Source organism: Streptomyces sp. NBC_00316, from assembly GCF_036158715.1.
GTDB lineage: Bacteria > Actinomycetota > Actinomycetes > Streptomycetales > Streptomycetaceae > Streptomyces.
Map to the genome: position 1 here is coordinate 1,584,430 of NZ_CP108023.1, position 18,387 is coordinate 1,602,816.

The following is an 18,387-nucleotide window of genomic DNA, read 5'->3' on the forward strand; positions in this document are numbered from 1 at the left end:
CGGGTTCGGGGTGGCCGGGCCACCGTGGTAGCTGATGCGGATGAGCTTCTGATTGGAGTGCAGGCTGAAGAAGCCGCCCGCGTAGTCCAGCATGTACAGCGCACCGTCGGGACCGAACTTGGCGTCCATCCAGCTCTGCAGCTGGGTGGAGCCGTTGCCGGGCGCGATGATGCTGCGCAGGTCCTCGCCGAAGGCCGGCGCGCCCGCGTCCTTGACCTGGTCGGGGTCGACGGTCACCGCGACCCGGTTGTTGGCGTTGGACTCGTCACCGATGAACCACTTGTCCTCCCAGTACGCCGGCCAGGCGGCACCGCTCTTGGTGTCCACCTGGGATCGGTGGTAGGTCGGACCGGACATGATGGCCTGGCCTCCGCCCTTGAGGTACGGCTCGGTGTAGGTGGCGTCGCTCTCGACGTAGGTCGGCAGGCCGCTGCCGTCGGAGCGCTTGGGGTAGACCGGGCCGCCGCCCTGGGGCGAGAACCAGATCATGTTGTCCCGGGCCGCCGGGATGTCCACCAGGCCCGTGTTGCGCGGCGACTCGTTCTTGAGGTGATCGCAGTCGTACCAGCCGGTGAGAACATTGGCGTCCGTGTTGCTACGGTCACGGTACGGCTGCTTGTTGCCCATGCAGTACGGCCAGCCCTGGTTGCCCGCGGACGTGATGACCGTGGCCGTCTCGTACTTGGCCGGGCCCAGCTCAGGGTCCGGCGCTCCCGCGTCCGGTCCGACCCAGCCGGCGTTCAGCCAGTTGTGCACCGGGTCGATGGAGAGCCGGGCGATGTTGCGGACACCCATCACATAGATCTCGGGACGGGTCTTGTCCGTACCCGGCGGGAAGAGGTTGCCCTTGGGGATGGTGTAGGTGCCGTCGGGCTCGGGGTGGATGCGGATGATCTTGCCGTTGAGGTTGTTGGTGTTGCCGGAGGTGCGGCGGGCGTCCTGGAAGGAGACACCCTTGTAGTCCTGGGTCCAGTTGTTCCCGGAGTAACCGCTCGAGCCGCCGGAGGAGTTGTTGTCACCGGAGCCGATGTAGAGGTTGCCGTCCTTGTCGAAGGCCATGCCGCCACCGGCGTGACAGCAGCTGTGGATCTGGGTGTCCCAGTGCAGCAGGTCCTTGCGGGTGCCCTGGTCGATGGACTCGGTCGCGAAGTCGTAGGTGAGCCGGGATACCGTCCGCTGGCCGATCCGCTTGTCGCGGTCGATCGACTCGTGCGGCATCCAGTAGATGTAGATCCACCCGTTCTTCTCGAACTTCGGGTCGAGGGTGACGCCGACGAGGCCTTCCTCGTTCTTGACCAGCTCGTCACCGCTGCCGCGGTTGCCCATCACATCGAGTGTGGTGAGCAGCTTGACCTTCTTGGTCTTGGGGTCCCATTGGTGGATGGTGCCGCAGCCCAGGCCGACCTTGGGGTTGTTCCAGTCGACGATCGGGCCGGACGGGCAGGCGGCCTTGCCGATGTAGAAGGCCTTGCCGTCGGGGGCCATGGTCAGACCGTGCGGCTCACCGATCTGGTCGAGCTGCCCCGCCTGGTTCTGGGCGGTCAGCCGCTCGGTCGTGTAGTTGGACGCGATGGTCGCCTGACAGTCACCGCGGACCATGCCGGTGGTCCACTCGATGGCGCCGAGGAGGTGGCTCTGGAACTTCGTGTCGGTGGTGTAGCTCTCCTCGGTGCGACCCATACCGGTGTAGAAGGACCGGCCGCCGTCGTAGTCCCGGCACCACGAGATCGGGTGGAACGGGCCGTTGGCGCTGAGCCCCGGCTTGTACTTCCCCTCCTCGACCTGGGCAATGGTGTGGACCTTGCCGATCGGGTTGGGGTCCCAGTTGATCCACTGGTCGGAGCGGGTCCAGTTGAGCGGAAGTCCCTTGTTGGCGGGGTGCTGACGGTCTGTCACGTCGACGACGGCCTGCTGGACCTTGGTGTCCTGCGGGGGCGTCGGGTTGGCTGTGAAGAGCCGCAGCTCGGCCAGCTGGGTCAGCGGCTCACCGCTGTTCGCGGTGATCTCCAGCCGGTAGTGCTGGTAGGCCGTGCTGTTGGTGAACTGGAACTGCCTGGTCTGGAAACGCGACGAGAAGGCCTCGCCGGTCCGGGTGTCCAGGGTCTTCCAGGTCTCGCCGTCCTCCGAGCCCTGCAGCTTCCAGTCCTTCGGGTCCCGTCCCGAGGAGTCGTTGGCGGAGGTCAACGCGTAGTTGACCACTGCGGCGGGCTTGTCCAGCTTCATGGTGACCCAGCCGGTCGGCGAAAAGGCCAGCCACTTGGTGTCGTTCTTGCCGTCGAACAGCTTGTCCTTGGTTTCGTTCGGCGGGTTGTCCTCGTTGACCGCGCTCTCGACCACCTTTTCGGGGTCGGGGAGGCCCAGGGCCGGGCGGGTGCCGATCAGCCCGGTGAACCAGGCGGAGTCGGACTGGGCCCGGGCGGCGTCGTGGACGCCGACGAAGCCGCCGCCGTTGTTGATGTACGACTGGAACGCGGCTTCCTGCTCGGCGTTGAGCGTCACGCCGTCGGCCGACAGGAACACCAACCCTCGGTACTTGGCGAGGTCGGCAGTGTTGAACACGCTCGCGTTCTCGGACTCGACGACCTTGAACCCGTTCTTCTCGCCGAGGTTCTCGATCGCCGCCGTGGCCTTGTTGACCGGGTCGTCCTGCTTGGCGGCCGGTCCGTGGAAGACCAGAACGTTCACCTGGGTTTCGGTGGCGGCGCCCTGGTCCTGGCTGACGCTGTCGCCGGGCTGCTGCGCCTGTGCCTCCACGGAAGGCAGCCCGGACAGCCCCACCGTCAGTGCGGCGCTGGACAGCAGAACGACCGCGCGGCGCCAGGGCCACGCGTGACGAGAGGTCCGCGCAGGACGCGACGGCGGTGATCCGCTTCGTCTCGACAGGGCGAACCAGTCTCTCTTGCCCATGCTTGCTCCTTGACTCGATCCGGAAACGGAAGAGTGATCAGGGGATGGAGCGAGGGCTGCCGCAGGTGCCCCGCCCGGCATGCGCCGGGCGCGACGGCTTTCGACGGGCGGTCACGCTGCCCGGGAAGGACGGGGTGCCGGAGAAGGGAGGTCAGGTTCACCCCGGTCCTGGCGGGCGAGGACCGTCCGGCGGCAGGTTGGTACACGCCCATCAGGCCGTCAGGCAGACCTGACGCGCGTGGCTTCGGGGGCGGAACCCGCATCAGGACCCCGCCGCTGCCTCCTAGTGGTGGGTCATGCCGCCGGGGACCGTGCCGTCGGCCTCGGTGACGAGGAAGACCCCGACCATGCCCATGTCCGCATGGCTCTGGACGTGGCAGTGGTACATCCAGGCACCTGCGCCGACCCGGGCACCCGCGATCACCTGGAACCCGAAGGAGTCCCCGGGGCCGACGGTCCTGGTGTCGATGACCGCACTCACGTCCTGCGGACCCTGCAGGATCCCGGTGCGGTTGTCCACCCAGCGGTGCCCGTGCACATGGAAGGTGTGGAAGAAGTCCCCGTGAGTGATGACGATGAACTCCACTCGCTCGCCGAGGACAGCTGTGAAGGTGGGGGCGTCGTGGTGGGCCTTGTTGTTGATCATCATGTCGTTGAACACGACCGTGAACTGCTTGTCGGGCAGCACGTCGCCCTTGCGGCGCACGATCACGGGTCCGTACAGGCCCTTCTTGAGGCCGCCCGTGCCGTGTTCGGTCCCCACGTTGTGATCGTGATAGTGCCAATAACCGGCGCTGCCGGCCTCCCACGTTCCGTCGTGGTTCGGTCCCGGGGCGTGGGTGCGCCAGACGTAGGTCCGGCGGCCGCCCGGTTCGACCAGGCTGTCATTCATCGCGGTCCCGTCGCTGGCGACGTCGTAGTCCACGCCGTGCACATGCAGACTCGCGGCGACGTCCAGGTTGTTGACGACCTCGATGTGCATCGTGTCGCCCTCAGTCAGCTCGATGAGCGGGCCGGGAATCGACGCCTTACCGGGCTCCAGGCCGTAGCCCATTTCCCCGTTCGGCAGGTTCTCCATGTACAGCGTCAGCTCACGGACGGTGCCCTTGTCGTTACCTTGACCGCTTCCTTCACCGGGCTTGTCCTTCGGGGCGGCGGCGGAGGCGCCGAGCACCGTGGGCACGGCCGCCGCGGCGGCCGCGCCGGTGGCGAACGCTCGCCGGGAGAAGAGGCGTCTCGTGCCTGCGCCTGAGTCGGTCATCGCTCTCCAATCCTCGAAACGCGAAGGTGCCCGAAGGCGTTTCGTGGTCGTGGTGTGAGCCGCCGACGACGGCAGCTGTCCCGTCACGGCGGTACGCGGTGGTGCGCCGGGCGTTCGGCCCCGCGAGGCGGACGGGGCGGTCGCCGGACCGAACTCCGGTGGACACGGTCCGACTTGGCCGGACCCCGGTGGAGGCGGTCCGGCTTGGCTCGATGTGCCGGCTAAGGCCGGGATCGGATCGGCTGGGCAAAGGGGGTTCGCCTCGGGACCTGGACACCGTAGCGAGCACACATCCAGTTTTTCCAGACTGAGGTCAAAGTTCGTTGGATTCTCGTCATAGGTCTTGGCGGATAGTCAAAAGACCCGCTAACTTCCCATCGTTGCCGCATGAAAGAGGTTGCGTGAACCCCGCCCTCGGGTTCGCGGTGCCAGCGGCCTCCCAGCGACAGGGGCGGATGCCGCCTGTGCGTGAGTGACGGCGGCCCCCGCCGTCGTCGCGCGCGGGCGATCAACCGCAGCGCGGCACTCGCCCCGTTCCGTTCAGGGCGCCGGTCCGGTGAGCGGAGTACTCGCGTCTCGAGCGCGCTCATCCCGGCGGCTGATCGTCCACCCGGCGGGACCGCGAGTCCTGCGCGGTGCCGCACAAGCGAATTCCCGAAAGGTGCAGCGGTGTTCAGAAGACTGCTCCATGCCCAGACGGATCCGCCCCCCTCAAGAACCGCGCTACTTGACCGATTCAGCGCGCATCCGGTGCTGATGGCGCTGATGGCCGTTGTGTTCACGGCTTTCGCATTGGTCGTTCCGGTCGCCTACGCGGCGGTGAATCATACGGAGGAGCCCGCAGCGACCCAGGTGCTCACCTGGACGGCCGGCGACGATTACATGAAGTACGCGTCAGCCCCCACCACCGCGGTGGCGGGCAAGGCGACCATCGTGTTCGAGAGCAGCGCGGCGACCGGCAACACGACGGGGTTGACGCACACCCTGACGTTCGACGTCTCGAACCCCGACTACAACAACGACGTCAGCCTCAACATCCTGGCGAGCCCCTTCGACTCCGAGGGAGGCAGGCACACGACCGAAGTCACCCTCACACCTGGCATATACCACTACTTCTGCGCGATGCCGGGCCACCAGATGATGTCGGGTGAGCTCATCGTCACCGCGGCGCCCGGCGACGACACCACTGCGCCGGATACGTCAGCGACGGTGTCGGGGACGAAGGATGCCTCCGGGAACTACGTCGGCAGCGCGAGCGTGACGCTGACCGCTTCGGACGCGGAGTCCGGTGTGGCCGGAATCGAGTACGCCCTCGACGGTGCCTCATACACCAACTACACAGCACCAGTTGCGATCAACAGCGTAGGCCGGCACACACTCACCTACCGAGCGACCGACAAAGCAGGCAACACCTCGCCGGCGAAATCGGTCGACTTCACCGTGGTGGCACCCGAACCACCCAAGGACACCACACCACCCGACACCTCCGCGACAGTATCCGGAACCAAGGACTCCGCCGGAAACTACGTATCTAGCGCGACCGTCACAGTGACCGCTTCGGACACAGAGTCCGGCGTGGCCGGAATCGAATACGCCCTCGACGGTGCCTCATACAGCGCCTACACAGCACCAGTTGCGATCAACAGCGTAGGCCGGCACACACTCACCTACCGAGCGACCGACAAAGCAGGCAACACCTCGCCGGCGAAATCCGTCGACTTCACCGTGGTGGCGGCTCCACCCGAGGACACCACACCACCCGACACCTCCGCGACAGTATCCGGAACCAAGGACTCCGCCGGAAACTACGTATCTAGCGCGACCGTCACAGTGACCGCTTCGGACACAGAGTCCGGCGTGGCCGGAATCGAATACGCCCTCGACGGTGCCTCATACAGCGCCTACACAGCACCAGTTGCGATCAACAGCGTAGGCCGGCACACACTCACCTACCGAGCGACCGACAAAGCAGGCAACACCTCGCCGGCGAAATCCGTCGACTTCACCGTGGTGGCGGCTCCGCCCGAGGACAGGACGCCGCCGCAGGTGTCGGCCTCCGTCTCCGGCACGAAGAACGACTCCGGTGACTACGTCGGCAGTGCGACGGTGACGGTGACGGCTTCGGACACGGGGTCGGGTGTGGCCGGGATCGAGTACTCCCTCGACGGCGGCCCCTACCTGCAGTACTCCGCACCGGTGGTGATCGACAGGGCCGGAAACCACACCTTGCTCTACCGAGCCACCGACAAGGCCGGCAACACGGCCACGCCGCAGTCGCTGTCCCTCACCATCGTCGACAGCAAGCCGCCGACCGACTGTCCTGAAAGGGACGACCGCTCCACCGTGTTCCTCGGCTCGATCAACACTGGTGTCCCGAACCGCGTCACGACCAACGGCTGCACGGTCAACGAGCTGATCGAGGATCACCGGGCCTGGAACAACCATGGCGCGTTCGTCTCACACGTCGGGGAGATCGTCACGACGCTGCGGAAGGAAGGGGTCCTCGACCAGCGGGAGGCCGCCCTGATCAAGAAGGCGGCCGGCCAGTCCGACGTCGGCATGCCGCACCACGGTACCGCCGGTCGCTGAGTCACGGCCGGGCGGTGACGCCGCCTGAGCCGTGGGCCTCGGCCGGCAGCGGCCCGCCGAGCAAACCGGACAGCGCACCAAAACCGATGGGGTGGAGAGCTGGACGGCTCCACCCCATCGGGCTTGGCCGCCTCTGCAAGAGCCTGGGCGGCAACGAGACTGTGCTGCTTCGAATCGGCTTCGTCCATCTGCTGATGAAATTCCTGTTACTCGGTGCACAAGTTTCCTTTGCCGTCGACGGCACGGTGCTACGGTCCGGTAGGAGTCGCGCCCCCAAGCACCGGGCATGCGAACGGCTCTGACCACGACGGGGGCGGCGTGAGGAGTACGACGGCTCGACCGGCCAATATGCATCAGGCCCGGCTGCTCCGCCTCCTGCGCGACCTCGGCCCGCAGTCCCGGGTCGCCCTGGGGGACCTGGTCGAGCTGTCGCGCTCCAAGCTCGCGTTCGAGATCGACCGGCTGCTGGAAACCGGTCTGGTCGTCCCGGACGGCCTTGCCGCATCCCGCGGCGGCCGCCGCTCGCACAACGTCCGGATCGCCCCGTCGCTGCGGTTCCTCGGCGTGGACATCGGCGCCACCTCCGTGGATGTCGCGGTCACCAACGCCGAGTTGGAGGTCCTCGGCCACGTGGCCGAGCCGCTGGACGTGCGCAACGGCCCGGTCGCGGTCTTCGAGCGGGTGCTGGCGTTGGTCGGCAAGCTGCGCGAGGCGACGTCGGCGGAACACTTCGACGGTGCCGGGATCGGTGTGCCGGGACCTGTCCGGTTCCCGGAGGGTGTCCCCGTCGCGCCGCCGATCATGCCCGGTTGGAACGGCTTCCCCGTCCGCGAGGCGATGAGCCAGGAGCTCGGTTGCCCCGTCCTCGTCGACAACGACGTGAACCTGATGGCCCTGGGCGAGCAGCAGGCCGGCGTCGCCCGGTCCGTACGTGACTTCTTGTGCGTGAAGCTCGGGACCGGCATCGGCTGCGGCATCGTCGTCGGCGGCGAGGTCCACCGCGGTATCACCGGCAGCGCCGGCGACATCGGCCACATCCAGGTGGACCCGGACGGGCTGCGGTGCGCCTGCGGCAACACCGGTTGCATGGAAGCCTACTTCGGCGGGAACGCCCTCGTACGCGACGCGACCGCGTTCGCCCAGTCCGGCCGCTCGACGGAGCTGGCCGGACGGCTCGCATCGGCCGGGAGGCTGACCCCCGAGGACGTGTCGGCCGCCGCGGACGCCGGGGACGCCGCGGCCCTGGATCTGATCCGCTGGGGAGGCAACCGTACCGGTCAGGTCATCGCCGGCCTGGTCAGCTTCTTCAACCCCGGCCTGGTGGTCATCGGAGGAGGGCTCACCGGACTGGGCCACAACCTCCTGGCGAGCATCCGCACCCAGGTCTACCGTCAGTCGCTGCCGTTGGCGACCGCCAACCTGCCGATCGTGCTCGGCGAACTCGGCCAGGTCGCCGGCGTCGTCGGCGCCGCCCGGTTGATCAGCGACCACGTCTTCTCACCGGCCTGACGCTTCGAAAGGTCATCGTCGCTGGTGGCTCAGAGCAGCCCAACACCCCCCACCAGGAGGCCGGCTTCAAGCGCGTGATCAAAAAACGGCGATTCGGCCAGTACGGCTCCGACCGGGGCGACGTCTGTACCGCCCTGCCGGTCAGAGCCCTCCCGGCGAGGACGCGGTCTTGCTGCGCGACGGACCCATTCCGTGCGAGGCCGTGAGCGCCGGCGAACATCTTTCGGCGTGGGGTGGCCAGCGGCTTCTGCCGGTGCTGGCCACCCCACAGGCTGGTATAGGCGGCATCGACCGCGACAATGCTCAGGCCGTGTTCCACGGCCATGGACACCAGCCGGGCCTTCAGCTTCCCGGTAGGCATGCCGGAGATGAGCTGCCTGAACCGCTTGCGGCGGCCTTGCTTCTCGCGGGCCCTCTCGGCGCTGAAGTCCAGGTCTTCGATGCCGATCGCGGCGACACCGTCCCGCGCCGCCCAGTTGATCAACCGGGTCAGGGCATGGCGGATCTGCGCGTCGCGGTGACCGACCGAACCGGACAGGTCGTAGCCGAAGCGGTACGGGTTGCCGTGCCGGTCGATCCGGTAGGCGGCGAAGTGGTCGGTGTTGGTGTCGACGCCGATCATGCCCGGGTGCGGGCGACCTCCCACGGGATGGTCTGCACAACGGGGCGTTGCCAGGCGCGCCGATGCCGCCACCTTCGCGGAGAAGCTGCAGGAGACGGCCGCGGAGCTGTACGTCACCGACGCCGCCCACGACCTGGCCAAGGCGGACCGGCTGCCAAGGTCCTCGATCGACGCGGAGTTCTACGAGCTGGAGGCCGACCGCCACGTCGTCCGGACCGGGTGTGGTCGGCATAGCTGTGGGACGACCACCTCGTGGCCGAACGGCGCGAAGTGCATCGACAGTTCGCCCGCGGCATCGATGCCGCGGGCCAGCGCGTACACAGGGCCTTCCTCGACTCCGGGCCGGTCCTTGGGGAGGGCGTCGACATCAGCGCGCGGAGTGGAAGCCGTCTGCTTCGCCGACACCCGTGGCTCCCAGGTCGAGATCGTGCAGAACATCGGCCGGACGCTCCGCCGAACCTGGCGTCCCGTCATGATCGGATCCGGGCGGCGAGAGCGGATCGACTACGCGCCATCCGTCAGTCGGGCAGGGCCTCGGCGACGCGCTCGACGGCGCGTGGCCTTCACCACAATTTACCCATTAAGGACAGATGGCCCCATATAAATGGCTTTATAGCTAGCTGCACTCCCTCGGCATCCAGCTCCAGGGATTCAACGACCAGTGACACGGGAGAAGCGTTTGATCACGATACGTAAAGGACGCACCCGGCTCATGGTTGCAGTCGGTGTACTCGGCGGCGTGGTCTCACTCGCAGCCCTCGGCGGTACCAGCAACGCTGCTGCCAGCGGTAACGACGTCGGGAATCACCCGAAAGCGCAGGCGCGGGCGGCTCAGGCGGCCACCCAGGAGGCTTCCGACGCCCGAATAAAGATCACACCCAAGCAAGGTTCCTACGACGTCGGGATCAACGACTCCGTCAAGGTCACCGTCAGCAACGGCAAGCTCACCAAGGTGACCATGACCGCCGTCGCGACCGGTGCCGAGGTTCCGGGCACCCTGTCCGCGGACGGCACGTCCTGGAAGCCGAACGGCCGGCTGGAGCGGGCCACCAAGTATCAGGTCACCGCGGAGGCCAAGGACGCCGAGGGCCGCTCCGTCACCGGGAACGCCACGATCACCACGCTCTCCCCGGCCAACAACTTCATCGGGCACCTCTCCCCCGAGGACGGCTCGACCGTCGGCGTGGGCATGCCGGTGACGGTCGACTTCGACAAGGCGATCAGCAACAAGGCCGCCATGGAGTCGAAGATCCAGGTGAGCTCCAGCAGCGGCCAGCAGGTCGTCGGCCACTGGTTCAACGACGACCGCCTGGACTTCCGCCCCAAGAACCACTGGAAGCCCGGCTCCACCGTCACCGTCACGCTCGACCTCCACGGCACCCAGAAGACGGTCACGTTCAAGATCGGCCGGAGCCAGATCAGCACGGTCGACGCCAAGACGAAGCAGATGACCGTCGTACGGGACGGCAAGACGATCAAGACCATCCCGATCTCGTCCGGCAGCACCGAGCACCCGACATACAACGGTCGGATGGTCATCTCCGAGAAGTTCAGGCAGATCCACATGAACGGTGCGACCGTCGGCCTCACGGAGAAGGACGGCAAGCCCTCCTACGACATCGAGGCCGTACCGCACGCCATGCGCCTGACCGCCTCGGGCACCTTCATCCACGGCAACTACTGGGGTGCCGACGCGCTCTTCGGCAAGGTCAACACCAGCCACGGCTGTGTGGGCCTGAAGGACGTCAAGGGCGGCGGCGACGGCAAGCAGCCCGCCGCGTGGTTCTTCGACAACTCGATGATCGGTGACGTCGTGATCGTCAAGAACTCCGAAGACAAGACCAAGCTGGCCCCCGACAATGGCCTCAGCGACTGGAACATGCCGTGGAGCGAGTGGGTCGCGGGCAGCGCGACCGGCTGACGCCACGTCACTCCCCGAGCAGCTGAACCTGAATCCCTTACGCCGCAGGCGGCGGGCGACACGGTGTCGCCCGCCGCCTGCGGCGTAAGGGCGCTCGAGCAGCCCTCGCCGCGTGTGGGACCGCGGTTGCGTCACGTCGCCCAACAGACGATCGATGTCGGCGGACCGGTGGGCTGTTCGACACCAGTACTGTGCGCCCATGGCCCGCCAGTCCCGCGTGGTACCGGGATGGAAGAACCTGATCGCGAACAGCGCGGTTTTCAAGACCACCCGAGGACACAGGTCATACGCGGGGGCGTCCGTCATGCCCTCTCTCCACGGCGCATCCTGCAGTCCGTCGGACAGGCGGCCAGGGCATTCCCGGCTGCCCCCTTCAGGATCGCGACGGGGGCGGCGAAGACCCGGCCGACATGGCGAACCAGCCCCGTCCGCTGGGATGCAGCCGACGCTTTCACCGTCATCTCGCACAACATCCCCTACCAGAAGCGGACTTGTTGCCGTCACATCAGTAACACGACGGATACACAGCACCGTTGACGCTTTTCAGTGCTGACCCTAGGCTCGCTCGCCAAAGGTTCCGGCCAGGGTTCGCACACGTGGTCCCGTTCCTGACATGTGTGCGACCGTCCATCGTCCCTGCGATGGCGGGCAGGGCGCCGCCGCTCGACCGGAAACGCCGTTCCGCTACGTACCGACGACTCGGGAGAGCATGTGAACAGACGTCGCGCGCCCGGCTGGGCCACCTCGGCACTCGTCACCACTCTGGCGCTGACCGGCGCACTCGCCGGCCCCGCCGTCGCGTCACAGGCCGCCGCTTCCGCTCGGACCCCGACCACGGCGGTCACCACCGCGACCGACGGCATCACGCACGAGCAGAACGACCGTGTTCCAAAGGGCTCGGTCTGGACCCAGCACTACTTCCCGTCCTCGGACGGCTCCGGTACCGAACTGCACGGCGACCTGCTGATGCCCGAAGGCGTGCCCGCCGGGCAGAAGGTGCCGGTCATCCTCTCCATCGGCCCGTACTTCGGGCACATGGGCCAGACGAACCCCGAGGGCTGGACCCACACCGGTCCCTCGAATCGCTTCCAGGACTTCATCGAGGGCAGCGACCTCTTCGCCCACGGCTACGCGTTCCTCATGGTCGACCTGCGCGGCTTCGGCGGCTCGACCGGGTGCCTCGACTGGGGCGGTCCCGGTGAGCAGGCCGACGTGAAGGCCGCGATCAACTGGGCCGCCAGCCGGCCGTGGTCGACCGGCGCGGTAGGCATGTACGGCAAGTCCTACGACGCCGTCACCGGCCTCATCGGCAACGACCTGAAGCAGTCCGCGCTGAAGGCCGTTGTCGCCGGGGAGCCCCTCTGGGACATGTACCAGTACATCTACTCCAACGGCGTCCCCCGCCCGAATGTGACCGGAACCGCGAATGCCTACAACGGCATTGCCACGATGGCCCCGCTGTCGGACGACGACGTGCGCTATCAGGCCAACGCCCGGTACGAGGACGACCACCCCGGATGCCTGACCGAGAACTCGGCCGGATACCGGATATCCGACCGGAACGACCCGTTCTGGACCTCCCGTGACCTGGCCAAGATGGCTCAGGGCACCAACACGCCGCTCTTCGTCACCCAGGGCTTTGTCGAGAACAACACCAAGCCCGAGGAGATGCAGGAGTACCTCACCAACCACACCGGCCCGGAGCGCGGTTGGGTCGGCCAGTGGGACCACGTGCGTGGCGGCGACCGGGTGAGCGACGGTCGCCTGGCCATGGGCCGCGAGGGCTGGTACGACGAGACGCTGTCCTTCTACGACCAGTACCTCAAGGGAGTTCAGCCCTCGGTCGACTACCCGACGTACTCCGTCGAGGACTCCACCGGTCACTGGCGGGCCCAGGACACCTGGCCGGTGGTGGAGCGCAACGCCACCCTCCCGCTGGGGAGGGGCAGTTACCTCGACGACGGCGGTGCCTCCGCCCGCGCCAACCTTGCCGCAGCCGGCACACCGGCGCCCAAGGCGGTGCAGCCGTCGGGCAACTGGGACACGGAGAACGCGCCGACGACCGAGCAGCCTGCGCCCAAGGGTCTGGCCAAGGGGATCGCGAAGAGGCAGCAGGCCGGTGAGGTCGGCTCCAGCTTCTTCGTCTGGTCACAGCCACTCGCCCAGGACGTACGGGTGACCGCCACACCGAACATCTCGCTGACCGCGAAGGGCGAGGGCAATGTCATGCTCAAGCTCTACGACGTCGGCCCGGACGGCAGGGCCGTGATGTTCGACGAGCAGGTCTCCCTGCTGAAGGCCGGCCGGATGAGCGTCGACCTCAAGGCGACCGACTGGACGCTGGCGGCCGGGCATGTCCTGGCCGTGGAGATCGGCTCGATCCAGACCGGATCGTGGCGTGACACCCCATCGGGTCAGACCATCCATGTCTCGGGCGCCGTGCTGAGACTGTCCTTGGACGATCCATCCGACGACGTAGCCACCCAGGGAGACCGCTCACCGTACCTGGACACCTACCTGCGCCAGTACACGGTGGACCTGCCGGCCGGTCCGGCATCCTTCACCGTGACGCCCGGCGGCCACATCTGATCCCACGCCCACAGGTCGGCGCCGGCCGGCACGGCTCCGGGGGAGCACCGTCCGGCACCGACCCAGGCACCGGGCGACGTCTCCCCCGATCAGTGCCTCGTCGTCCTGATCATGTGTGGCAGGGGAGGTTGACCGACGACGAGTGGGCGGTGCCAGAGCCCTTGCTGAATTCTCCGGATGCGTCGTAGCCCGTCAGCACCATGGGGAATGGCGCGTGCGCACGCCATTCGGCAGGCAGAACGGGCTCAGGGCCCACATCGAGATGCTGCGCGCCACGGGCGCCGGCGCTCGCGGTGGAAGCGTTTCCGCTGTCGGCGAGACAGAGTTGGACTCGCCGGGGAGTCCGGCGGTCTGGTGAAGCCGCCCCGATAGTGATCGCCGACTGCGACGCCGAGCTCGCCACCCACCGCACAGCGCTCGAAGCCGGAGCCGGCCCTGCCCTCGTCACCCAATGGATCGCCGAGACACAGGCCCGCAAAGCCCGCGCCGTAGCCGAACTGCGCACCACGACCGAAGGTCGTGGCTCACAGATGACCCGTGACGAGATCGCCCGGCTCGTACGCTCCATCAGCGACCTGGCCGCCGCCGTCCGCCAAGTGGAAGCCGCGGACAAGGCGGAGATCTACCGCCATCTCGGGCTCGCCCTCGTCTACGACTCCGGAAAACACAAAGTGGTGGTTGAGACGAGTCTCAACCACCACTTGGCGACAACCCGCAGATTGCCGTTCGGTGTCCGAGGGGGGACTTGAACCCCCACGCCCGATAAAGGGCACTAGCACCTCAAGCTAGCGCGTCTGCCATTCCGCCACCCGGACCAGGTGGTCGGCCCCGGTTTCCCGCGGCGACAAAGAAAACAATACCAGGGGTTCGAGGTGCCTCTCACCTGCATATTCGGTGGTCAGTGCAGGGTGGCGGACGCGTCCGGGAGTCGTGCGTACGGTCCGTCGTCACGCAGGTACGCGTAGTGCTCCCGCACAGTCACCGTACGCTCCTGGGTGAACGTCCGGAAGCGTACGGTGACCGGGATGGCCGGGCAGCAGGTCCCGGTGGCTACGGCATCAGGTGGTAGTCCGGGAAGTTGCCGGGGAGGCGCTCCCCTGCCGGGCCGTCCGTCACCGCCCTGACCAGGAGCTCGCCGCCCACGAAGGCGCCTCGCCAGGAGGCGCCGAAACCGCCGAAGAGTTCCTCGCGGTCGCCTCGGGAGCGGGGTGTGCCGTGGCCGGTCTTGAAGGCACGGATCTGTGGGGCCAGGCGGTCGTACGTCGCCGGGTCGTCGGTCGAGAGCGTGGCGACCAGAGCGCCGTTCGAGGCGTTCATGGCGGCCAGGAGCTCCGCCTCCGTGTCGACGAGGACGATCGTGTCGACCGGGCCGAAGGGTTCCGCGTGGTGGAGCGGTGAGGACGGAGGCGGGTTGAGGAGCGTGACCGGGTGGAGGTACGCGCCGGTGTCCTGGCCCGGGAGGAACCGGGCGTCGGCCGTCGAACCCCGGTGGAGGGGGATCGCGCCCCGGTCGATGGCCTCGGCCACCTGATCGGCCAGCTCCTTGGCCTTCGCCGCGTTGATCAGCGGGCCGAAGTCCAGGGTGGGGAGCGGGTCCGTGGGGTCCGCGACGGCAAGGGGGTGACCGGTGCGGAGGGAGCGGACGGCCGGGAGATAGGCCGCGAGGAAGTCGTCGAACGCGCTGCGCTGGACCACGAAGCGGGGGTACGCCGTGCAGCGCTGCTTGCCGTAGTCGAAGAGCTTGGGGATGACGGCGGTCAGCGACGGCCAGTCCGTGAAGTTCCAGATGCCCCAGGTGTTGAGACCCTCCTGTTCGAGGATGTGCCGTTTGCCGAGGTCGGCCACTTCGGTGGCGATGCGTGCTCCGGTGTCCCGGCCGCCGACGAAGGAGACGCAGCCGATCTCGGGCGAGCGGACGAGGGGTGCGGAGAGTTCGCTTCCGCTGCCGCTGAGGAGGGTGAGGGGGATGCCCTCGCGGGCTGCGAGGGCGCAGGCCAGGGTGAGGCAGGCGACGCCGCCGTCAGTCGGGGTCTTCGCGATGACCGCATTGCCGGCCAGGGCCTGTACGAGCATCGCGTGGACCAGCACGGACATGGGGTAGTTCCAGCTGGCGATGTTCGAGACCGGGCCGGGGAGCGGGGTGCGGTCGGCGAGGAGGCGGTCGATGTGGTCGACGTACCAGCGGACACCGTCGATCGCCCGGTCCACGTCGGCCTGGGCGAGGCGCCAGGGCTTGCCGATCTCCCAGACGAGGAGGAGGGCGAGGAGTTCCCGGTGCTCGGTGAGTGCGTCCAGGGTGGCGGAGACACGGGCGCGGCGTTCGGGGAGTGGGATGTGGCGCCAGGCGCGGTGCTGGTCGAGGGAGGACCTGACCGCCTGTTGGGCGGTGGGGGCGTCCAGCCGGGGCGGACCGGCGATCGGGGTGCCGTCGACGGGGCTGGTGGCAGGGAGGGGACGGCCATCCTGTTGCCAGGACGAACCCCAGAGGTTGAGGACCCGGTCGGTCCGGAAGGCCTCGGGGGCGGTGGTGAGGCAGCGCTGCCAGGCGTCTGTCCAGGCCGTGCCTGGTTTCAGGATGAGGGTGGGGGTGTTGGTGGGTGGGTTCGGTGCCATGGATGTCTCCGCTCTCGGTGCACAGTCGGGGCGGGAGGTGAATGGCTCGCTCCTACCGGACGGTAGTGAGCGGGGGTTGGGGGCGGGGCGACGTTGGCTCCGGGGTGAGGGACGTCACGCGGCCGGGGTAGGGGGCGGGTTGGGTGTGGGCGCCCGGGTCCGGGGCGGATGTGGCGTCTGCGGGTGGGGCGTCTGCGGCGGGTTTCGCCTACCCGCCCCTTCCCGAGACCGGGGCTCCGCCCCCGGACCCAGGTCCTCAAACGCCGGACGGGCCAGCTGTGTCGGAGGGGCTGGGGATACCCAGCTTCTTCCTCACGAGCCGTGCCGTCTCCGTCGGTGTCGCGCCCACCGGTACCCCTGCCGCCTCCAGCGCCTTCTGTTTTGCCTCCGCCGTGCCGGACGAACCCGAGACGATCGCGCCCGCGTGGCCCATGGTCTTGCCCTCGGGGGCCGTGAAGCCCGCGATGTAGCCGATCACCGGTTTCGTGATGTGCTGGGCGACGTGCGCCGCTGCGCGTTCCTCGGCGTCGCCGCCGATCTCGCCGATGAGGACGATGAGTTCCGTGTCGGGGTCGTTCTCGAACGCCGTCAGGCAGTCGATGTGGGTCGTGCCGATGACGGGGTCGCCGCCGATGCCTACCGCCGAGGTGAAACCGATGTCACGCAGCTCGTGCATCAGTTGGTACGTCAGCGTGCCGGACTTCGACACCAGGCCGATCCTGCCAGGTACGGGTGCGATGTCGGCCGGGATGATGCCCGCGTTGGACTGACCGGGTGTGATCACGCCGGGGCAGTTGGGACCGATGATGCGGGTGCCACGGGTGCGGGCGTACGCGTGGAAGGCCACCGCGTCGTGAACCGGGATGCCTTCGGTGATGACCACGGCGAGGCCGATGCCGGCGTCGGCCGCTTCGATGACGGCAGCCTTGGCGAAGGGAGGCGGGACGAAGACGACGGTGACGTCCGCTCCCGTGGCGTCGATTCCTTCGCGCACCGAGCCGAACACGGGGATCTCCGTGCCATCGAGATCGACCTTGCGGCCCGCCTTGCGCGGGTTGACGCCGCCGACGATCCGGGTGCCCGAAGCCAGCATCCTGCGGGTGTGCTTCATGCCCTCGGCACCGGTCATCCCCTGGACGAGGACCTTGCTCTCCTTGGTCAGAAATATCGCCATGTCCGGTCTCCTCAGGCTGCGTCGGCGAGTTGGGCTGCTCGGCGCGCGGCGCCGTCCATCGTGGTGACCTGCTCGACCATGGGGTGCGCGTGGGCGTCGAGGATCGCGCGGCCGCGGGCGGCGTTGTTGCCGTCGAGGCGGACGACGAGGGGTTTGGTCAGGCGTACGGTCTGCAGTGCCTGGACGATGCCGTCGGCTACCGCGTCGCAGGAGGTGATGCCTCCGAATACGTTGACGAAGACCGATTTCACCTCCGGGTCGGAGAGGATGACGGAAAGGCCGTCGGCCATGACTGCTGCCGAGGCGCCGCCGCCGATGTCGAGGAAGTTGGCCGGGCGGGCGCCGCAGCCGGCGACGACGTCGAGGGTCGACATGACGAGTCCCGCGCCGTTGCCGATGATGCCGACCTGACCGTCGAGCTTGACGTAGTTGAGACCCTTGGAGGCGGCCGCCGCCTCCAGCGGGTCACCGTGCGGGTCGTCGGAATCCACTCCCCAACGGGCCTGGCGGAAGCGGGCGTTGTCGTCGAGGGTCACCTTGCCGTCGAGGGCGAGGATCCGGCCGTCCGTGGTGCGGACGAGAGGGTTGACCTCGACGAGCAGCGCGTCCTCCTTGGTGAGCACCTCCCACAGATGCCGGAGTACGGGGGCGGCCTCGGGCGGCAGGGATGCGGCTGCGGCGATCTCCGCGGCCTTCCGCTCGCTGACTCCTTCGACCGGGTCGACGGGGATGCGGGCCACCGCCTCGGGGCGGGTTGCGGCGACCTCCTCGATCTCCATGCCGCCCTCCGCGGAGGCGATGGCGAGGAAGGTGCCCGCGGCCCGGTCCAGTACGTAGCTGATGTAGAACTCGGCCTCGATGTCGACGGGTTGCGCAAGCATCACCGTCCGCACCGTGTGGCCCTTGATGTCCATGCCGAGGATCTGGCGGGCGGTCAGTTCGGCGGCCGCCGCGTCGGCTGCGATCTTCACTCCGCCCGCCTTGCCCCGGCCGCCCGTCTTCACCTGCGCCTTGACGACGACTCGGCCACCGAGCCGGCCCGCCGCTTCCCTTGCGTCGGCCGCACGGTCGATGACCTCGGCCTCCGGTACCGCTATGCCGTGTTCTGCGAAGAGTTGCCGTGCCTGGTGCTCGTACAGATCCATAGCCACTCCCGATCGTGCCGATTGTGAAAGTGCCGCTCGCCCCCTGGACACCACCCA

Annotated in this window: 9 protein-coding genes, 1 tRNA gene and 4 pseudogenes; 6 read left to right on the top strand and 8 right to left on the bottom strand. The window is 68.0% G+C overall.

What is annotated here, in order from left to right:
- Positions 1-6: 6 nt before the first annotated feature.
- The 3 genes and pseudogenes from OG878_RS07060 to OG878_RS07070 form a co-directional block, all read right to left on the bottom strand.
- Positions 7-1,956: pseudogene (locus OG878_RS07060) on the bottom strand (ThuA domain-containing protein); the annotation flags it as partial.
- A 6-nt stretch (positions 1,957-1,962) separates the two neighbouring features.
- A pseudogene (locus tag OG878_RS07065) lies at positions 1,963-2,988 on the bottom strand (ThuA domain-containing protein); the annotation flags it as partial.
- A gap of 202 nt (positions 2,989-3,190) precedes the next feature.
- Positions 3,191-4,168 carry a multicopper oxidase domain-containing protein gene (locus OG878_RS07070; RefSeq protein ID WP_328885971.1) on the bottom strand — a complete coding sequence of 326 codons (978 nt, stop codon included), beginning with the start codon at positions 4,166-4,168 and terminating at the stop codon, positions 3,191-3,193.
- A gap of 756 nt (positions 4,169-4,924) precedes the next feature.
- Here OG878_RS07070 and OG878_RS07075 point away from each other — a divergent pair.
- Together OG878_RS07075 and OG878_RS07080 are read left to right on the top strand one after the other, a co-directional pair.
- The gene (locus OG878_RS07075; RefSeq protein WP_443049243.1) at positions 4,925-6,757 is read left to right on the top strand and encodes an OmpL47-type beta-barrel domain-containing protein; all 1,833 of its coding nucleotides are present in this window, start codon (positions 4,925-4,927) and stop codon (positions 6,755-6,757) included.
- Between the two features lie 348 nt (positions 6,758-7,105).
- Positions 7,106-8,266: an ROK family protein gene (locus OG878_RS07080; RefSeq protein WP_328891159.1), complete on the top strand. Its 1,161-nt coding sequence runs from the start codon at positions 7,106-7,108 to the stop codon at positions 8,264-8,266.
- A 217-nt stretch (positions 8,267-8,483) separates the two neighbouring features.
- Here OG878_RS07080 and OG878_RS07085 read toward each other — a convergent pair.
- Positions 8,484-8,944: pseudogene (locus OG878_RS07085) on the bottom strand (IS200/IS605 family accessory protein TnpB-related protein); the annotation flags it as partial.
- Positions 8,945-8,949: 5 nt separating this feature from the next.
- On the opposite strand from OG878_RS07085, the pseudogene OG878_RS07090 reads away from it, so the two are divergent.
- From OG878_RS07090 to OG878_RS07105, 4 genes and pseudogenes are all read left to right on the top strand, one after another.
- Positions 8,950-9,342: pseudogene (locus OG878_RS07090) on the top strand (DEAD/DEAH box helicase); the annotation flags it as partial.
- A gap of 258 nt (positions 9,343-9,600) precedes the next feature.
- Positions 9,601-10,809 carry a L,D-transpeptidase gene (locus OG878_RS07095; RefSeq protein WP_328885973.1) on the top strand — a complete coding sequence of 403 codons (1,209 nt, stop codon included), beginning with the start codon at positions 9,601-9,603 and terminating at the stop codon, positions 10,807-10,809.
- 711 nt (positions 10,810-11,520) lie between these two features.
- Positions 11,521-13,398, top strand: coding sequence for a CocE/NonD family hydrolase (locus OG878_RS07100; protein WP_328885974.1), 1,878 nt, complete (start codon positions 11,521-11,523; stop codon positions 13,396-13,398).
- 371 nt (positions 13,399-13,769) lie between these two features.
- Positions 13,770-14,147 carry a hypothetical protein gene (locus OG878_RS07105; protein WP_328885975.1) on the top strand — a complete coding sequence of 126 codons (378 nt, stop codon included), beginning with the start codon at positions 13,770-13,772 and terminating at the stop codon, positions 14,145-14,147.
- Here the strand turns inward: OG878_RS07105 and OG878_RS07110 are convergent.
- From OG878_RS07110 to sucC, 4 genes are all read right to left on the bottom strand, one after another.
- Positions 14,129-14,213, bottom strand: a tRNA-Leu gene (locus OG878_RS07110). The two genes, OG878_RS07105 and OG878_RS07110, sit on opposite strands and share 19 nt — an antisense overlap.
- Positions 14,214-14,448: 235 nt before the next feature.
- Positions 14,449-16,011 carry an aldehyde dehydrogenase family protein gene (locus OG878_RS07115; RefSeq protein ID WP_328885976.1) on the bottom strand — a complete coding sequence of 521 codons (1,563 nt, stop codon included), beginning with the start codon at positions 16,009-16,011 and terminating at the stop codon, positions 14,449-14,451.
- 256 nt (positions 16,012-16,267) lie between these two features.
- On the bottom strand, positions 16,268-17,185 hold the full coding sequence (gene sucD, locus OG878_RS07120) for a succinate--CoA ligase subunit alpha (protein ID WP_328885977.1): 918 nt from the start codon (positions 17,183-17,185) through the stop codon (positions 16,268-16,270).
- A gap of 11 nt (positions 17,186-17,196) precedes the next feature.
- The gene (gene sucC / locus OG878_RS07125) at positions 17,197-18,330 is read right to left on the bottom strand and encodes an ADP-forming succinate--CoA ligase subunit beta (RefSeq protein WP_328885978.1); all 1,134 of its coding nucleotides are present in this window, start codon (positions 18,328-18,330) and stop codon (positions 17,197-17,199) included.
- Positions 18,331-18,387 lie beyond the last annotated feature (57 nt).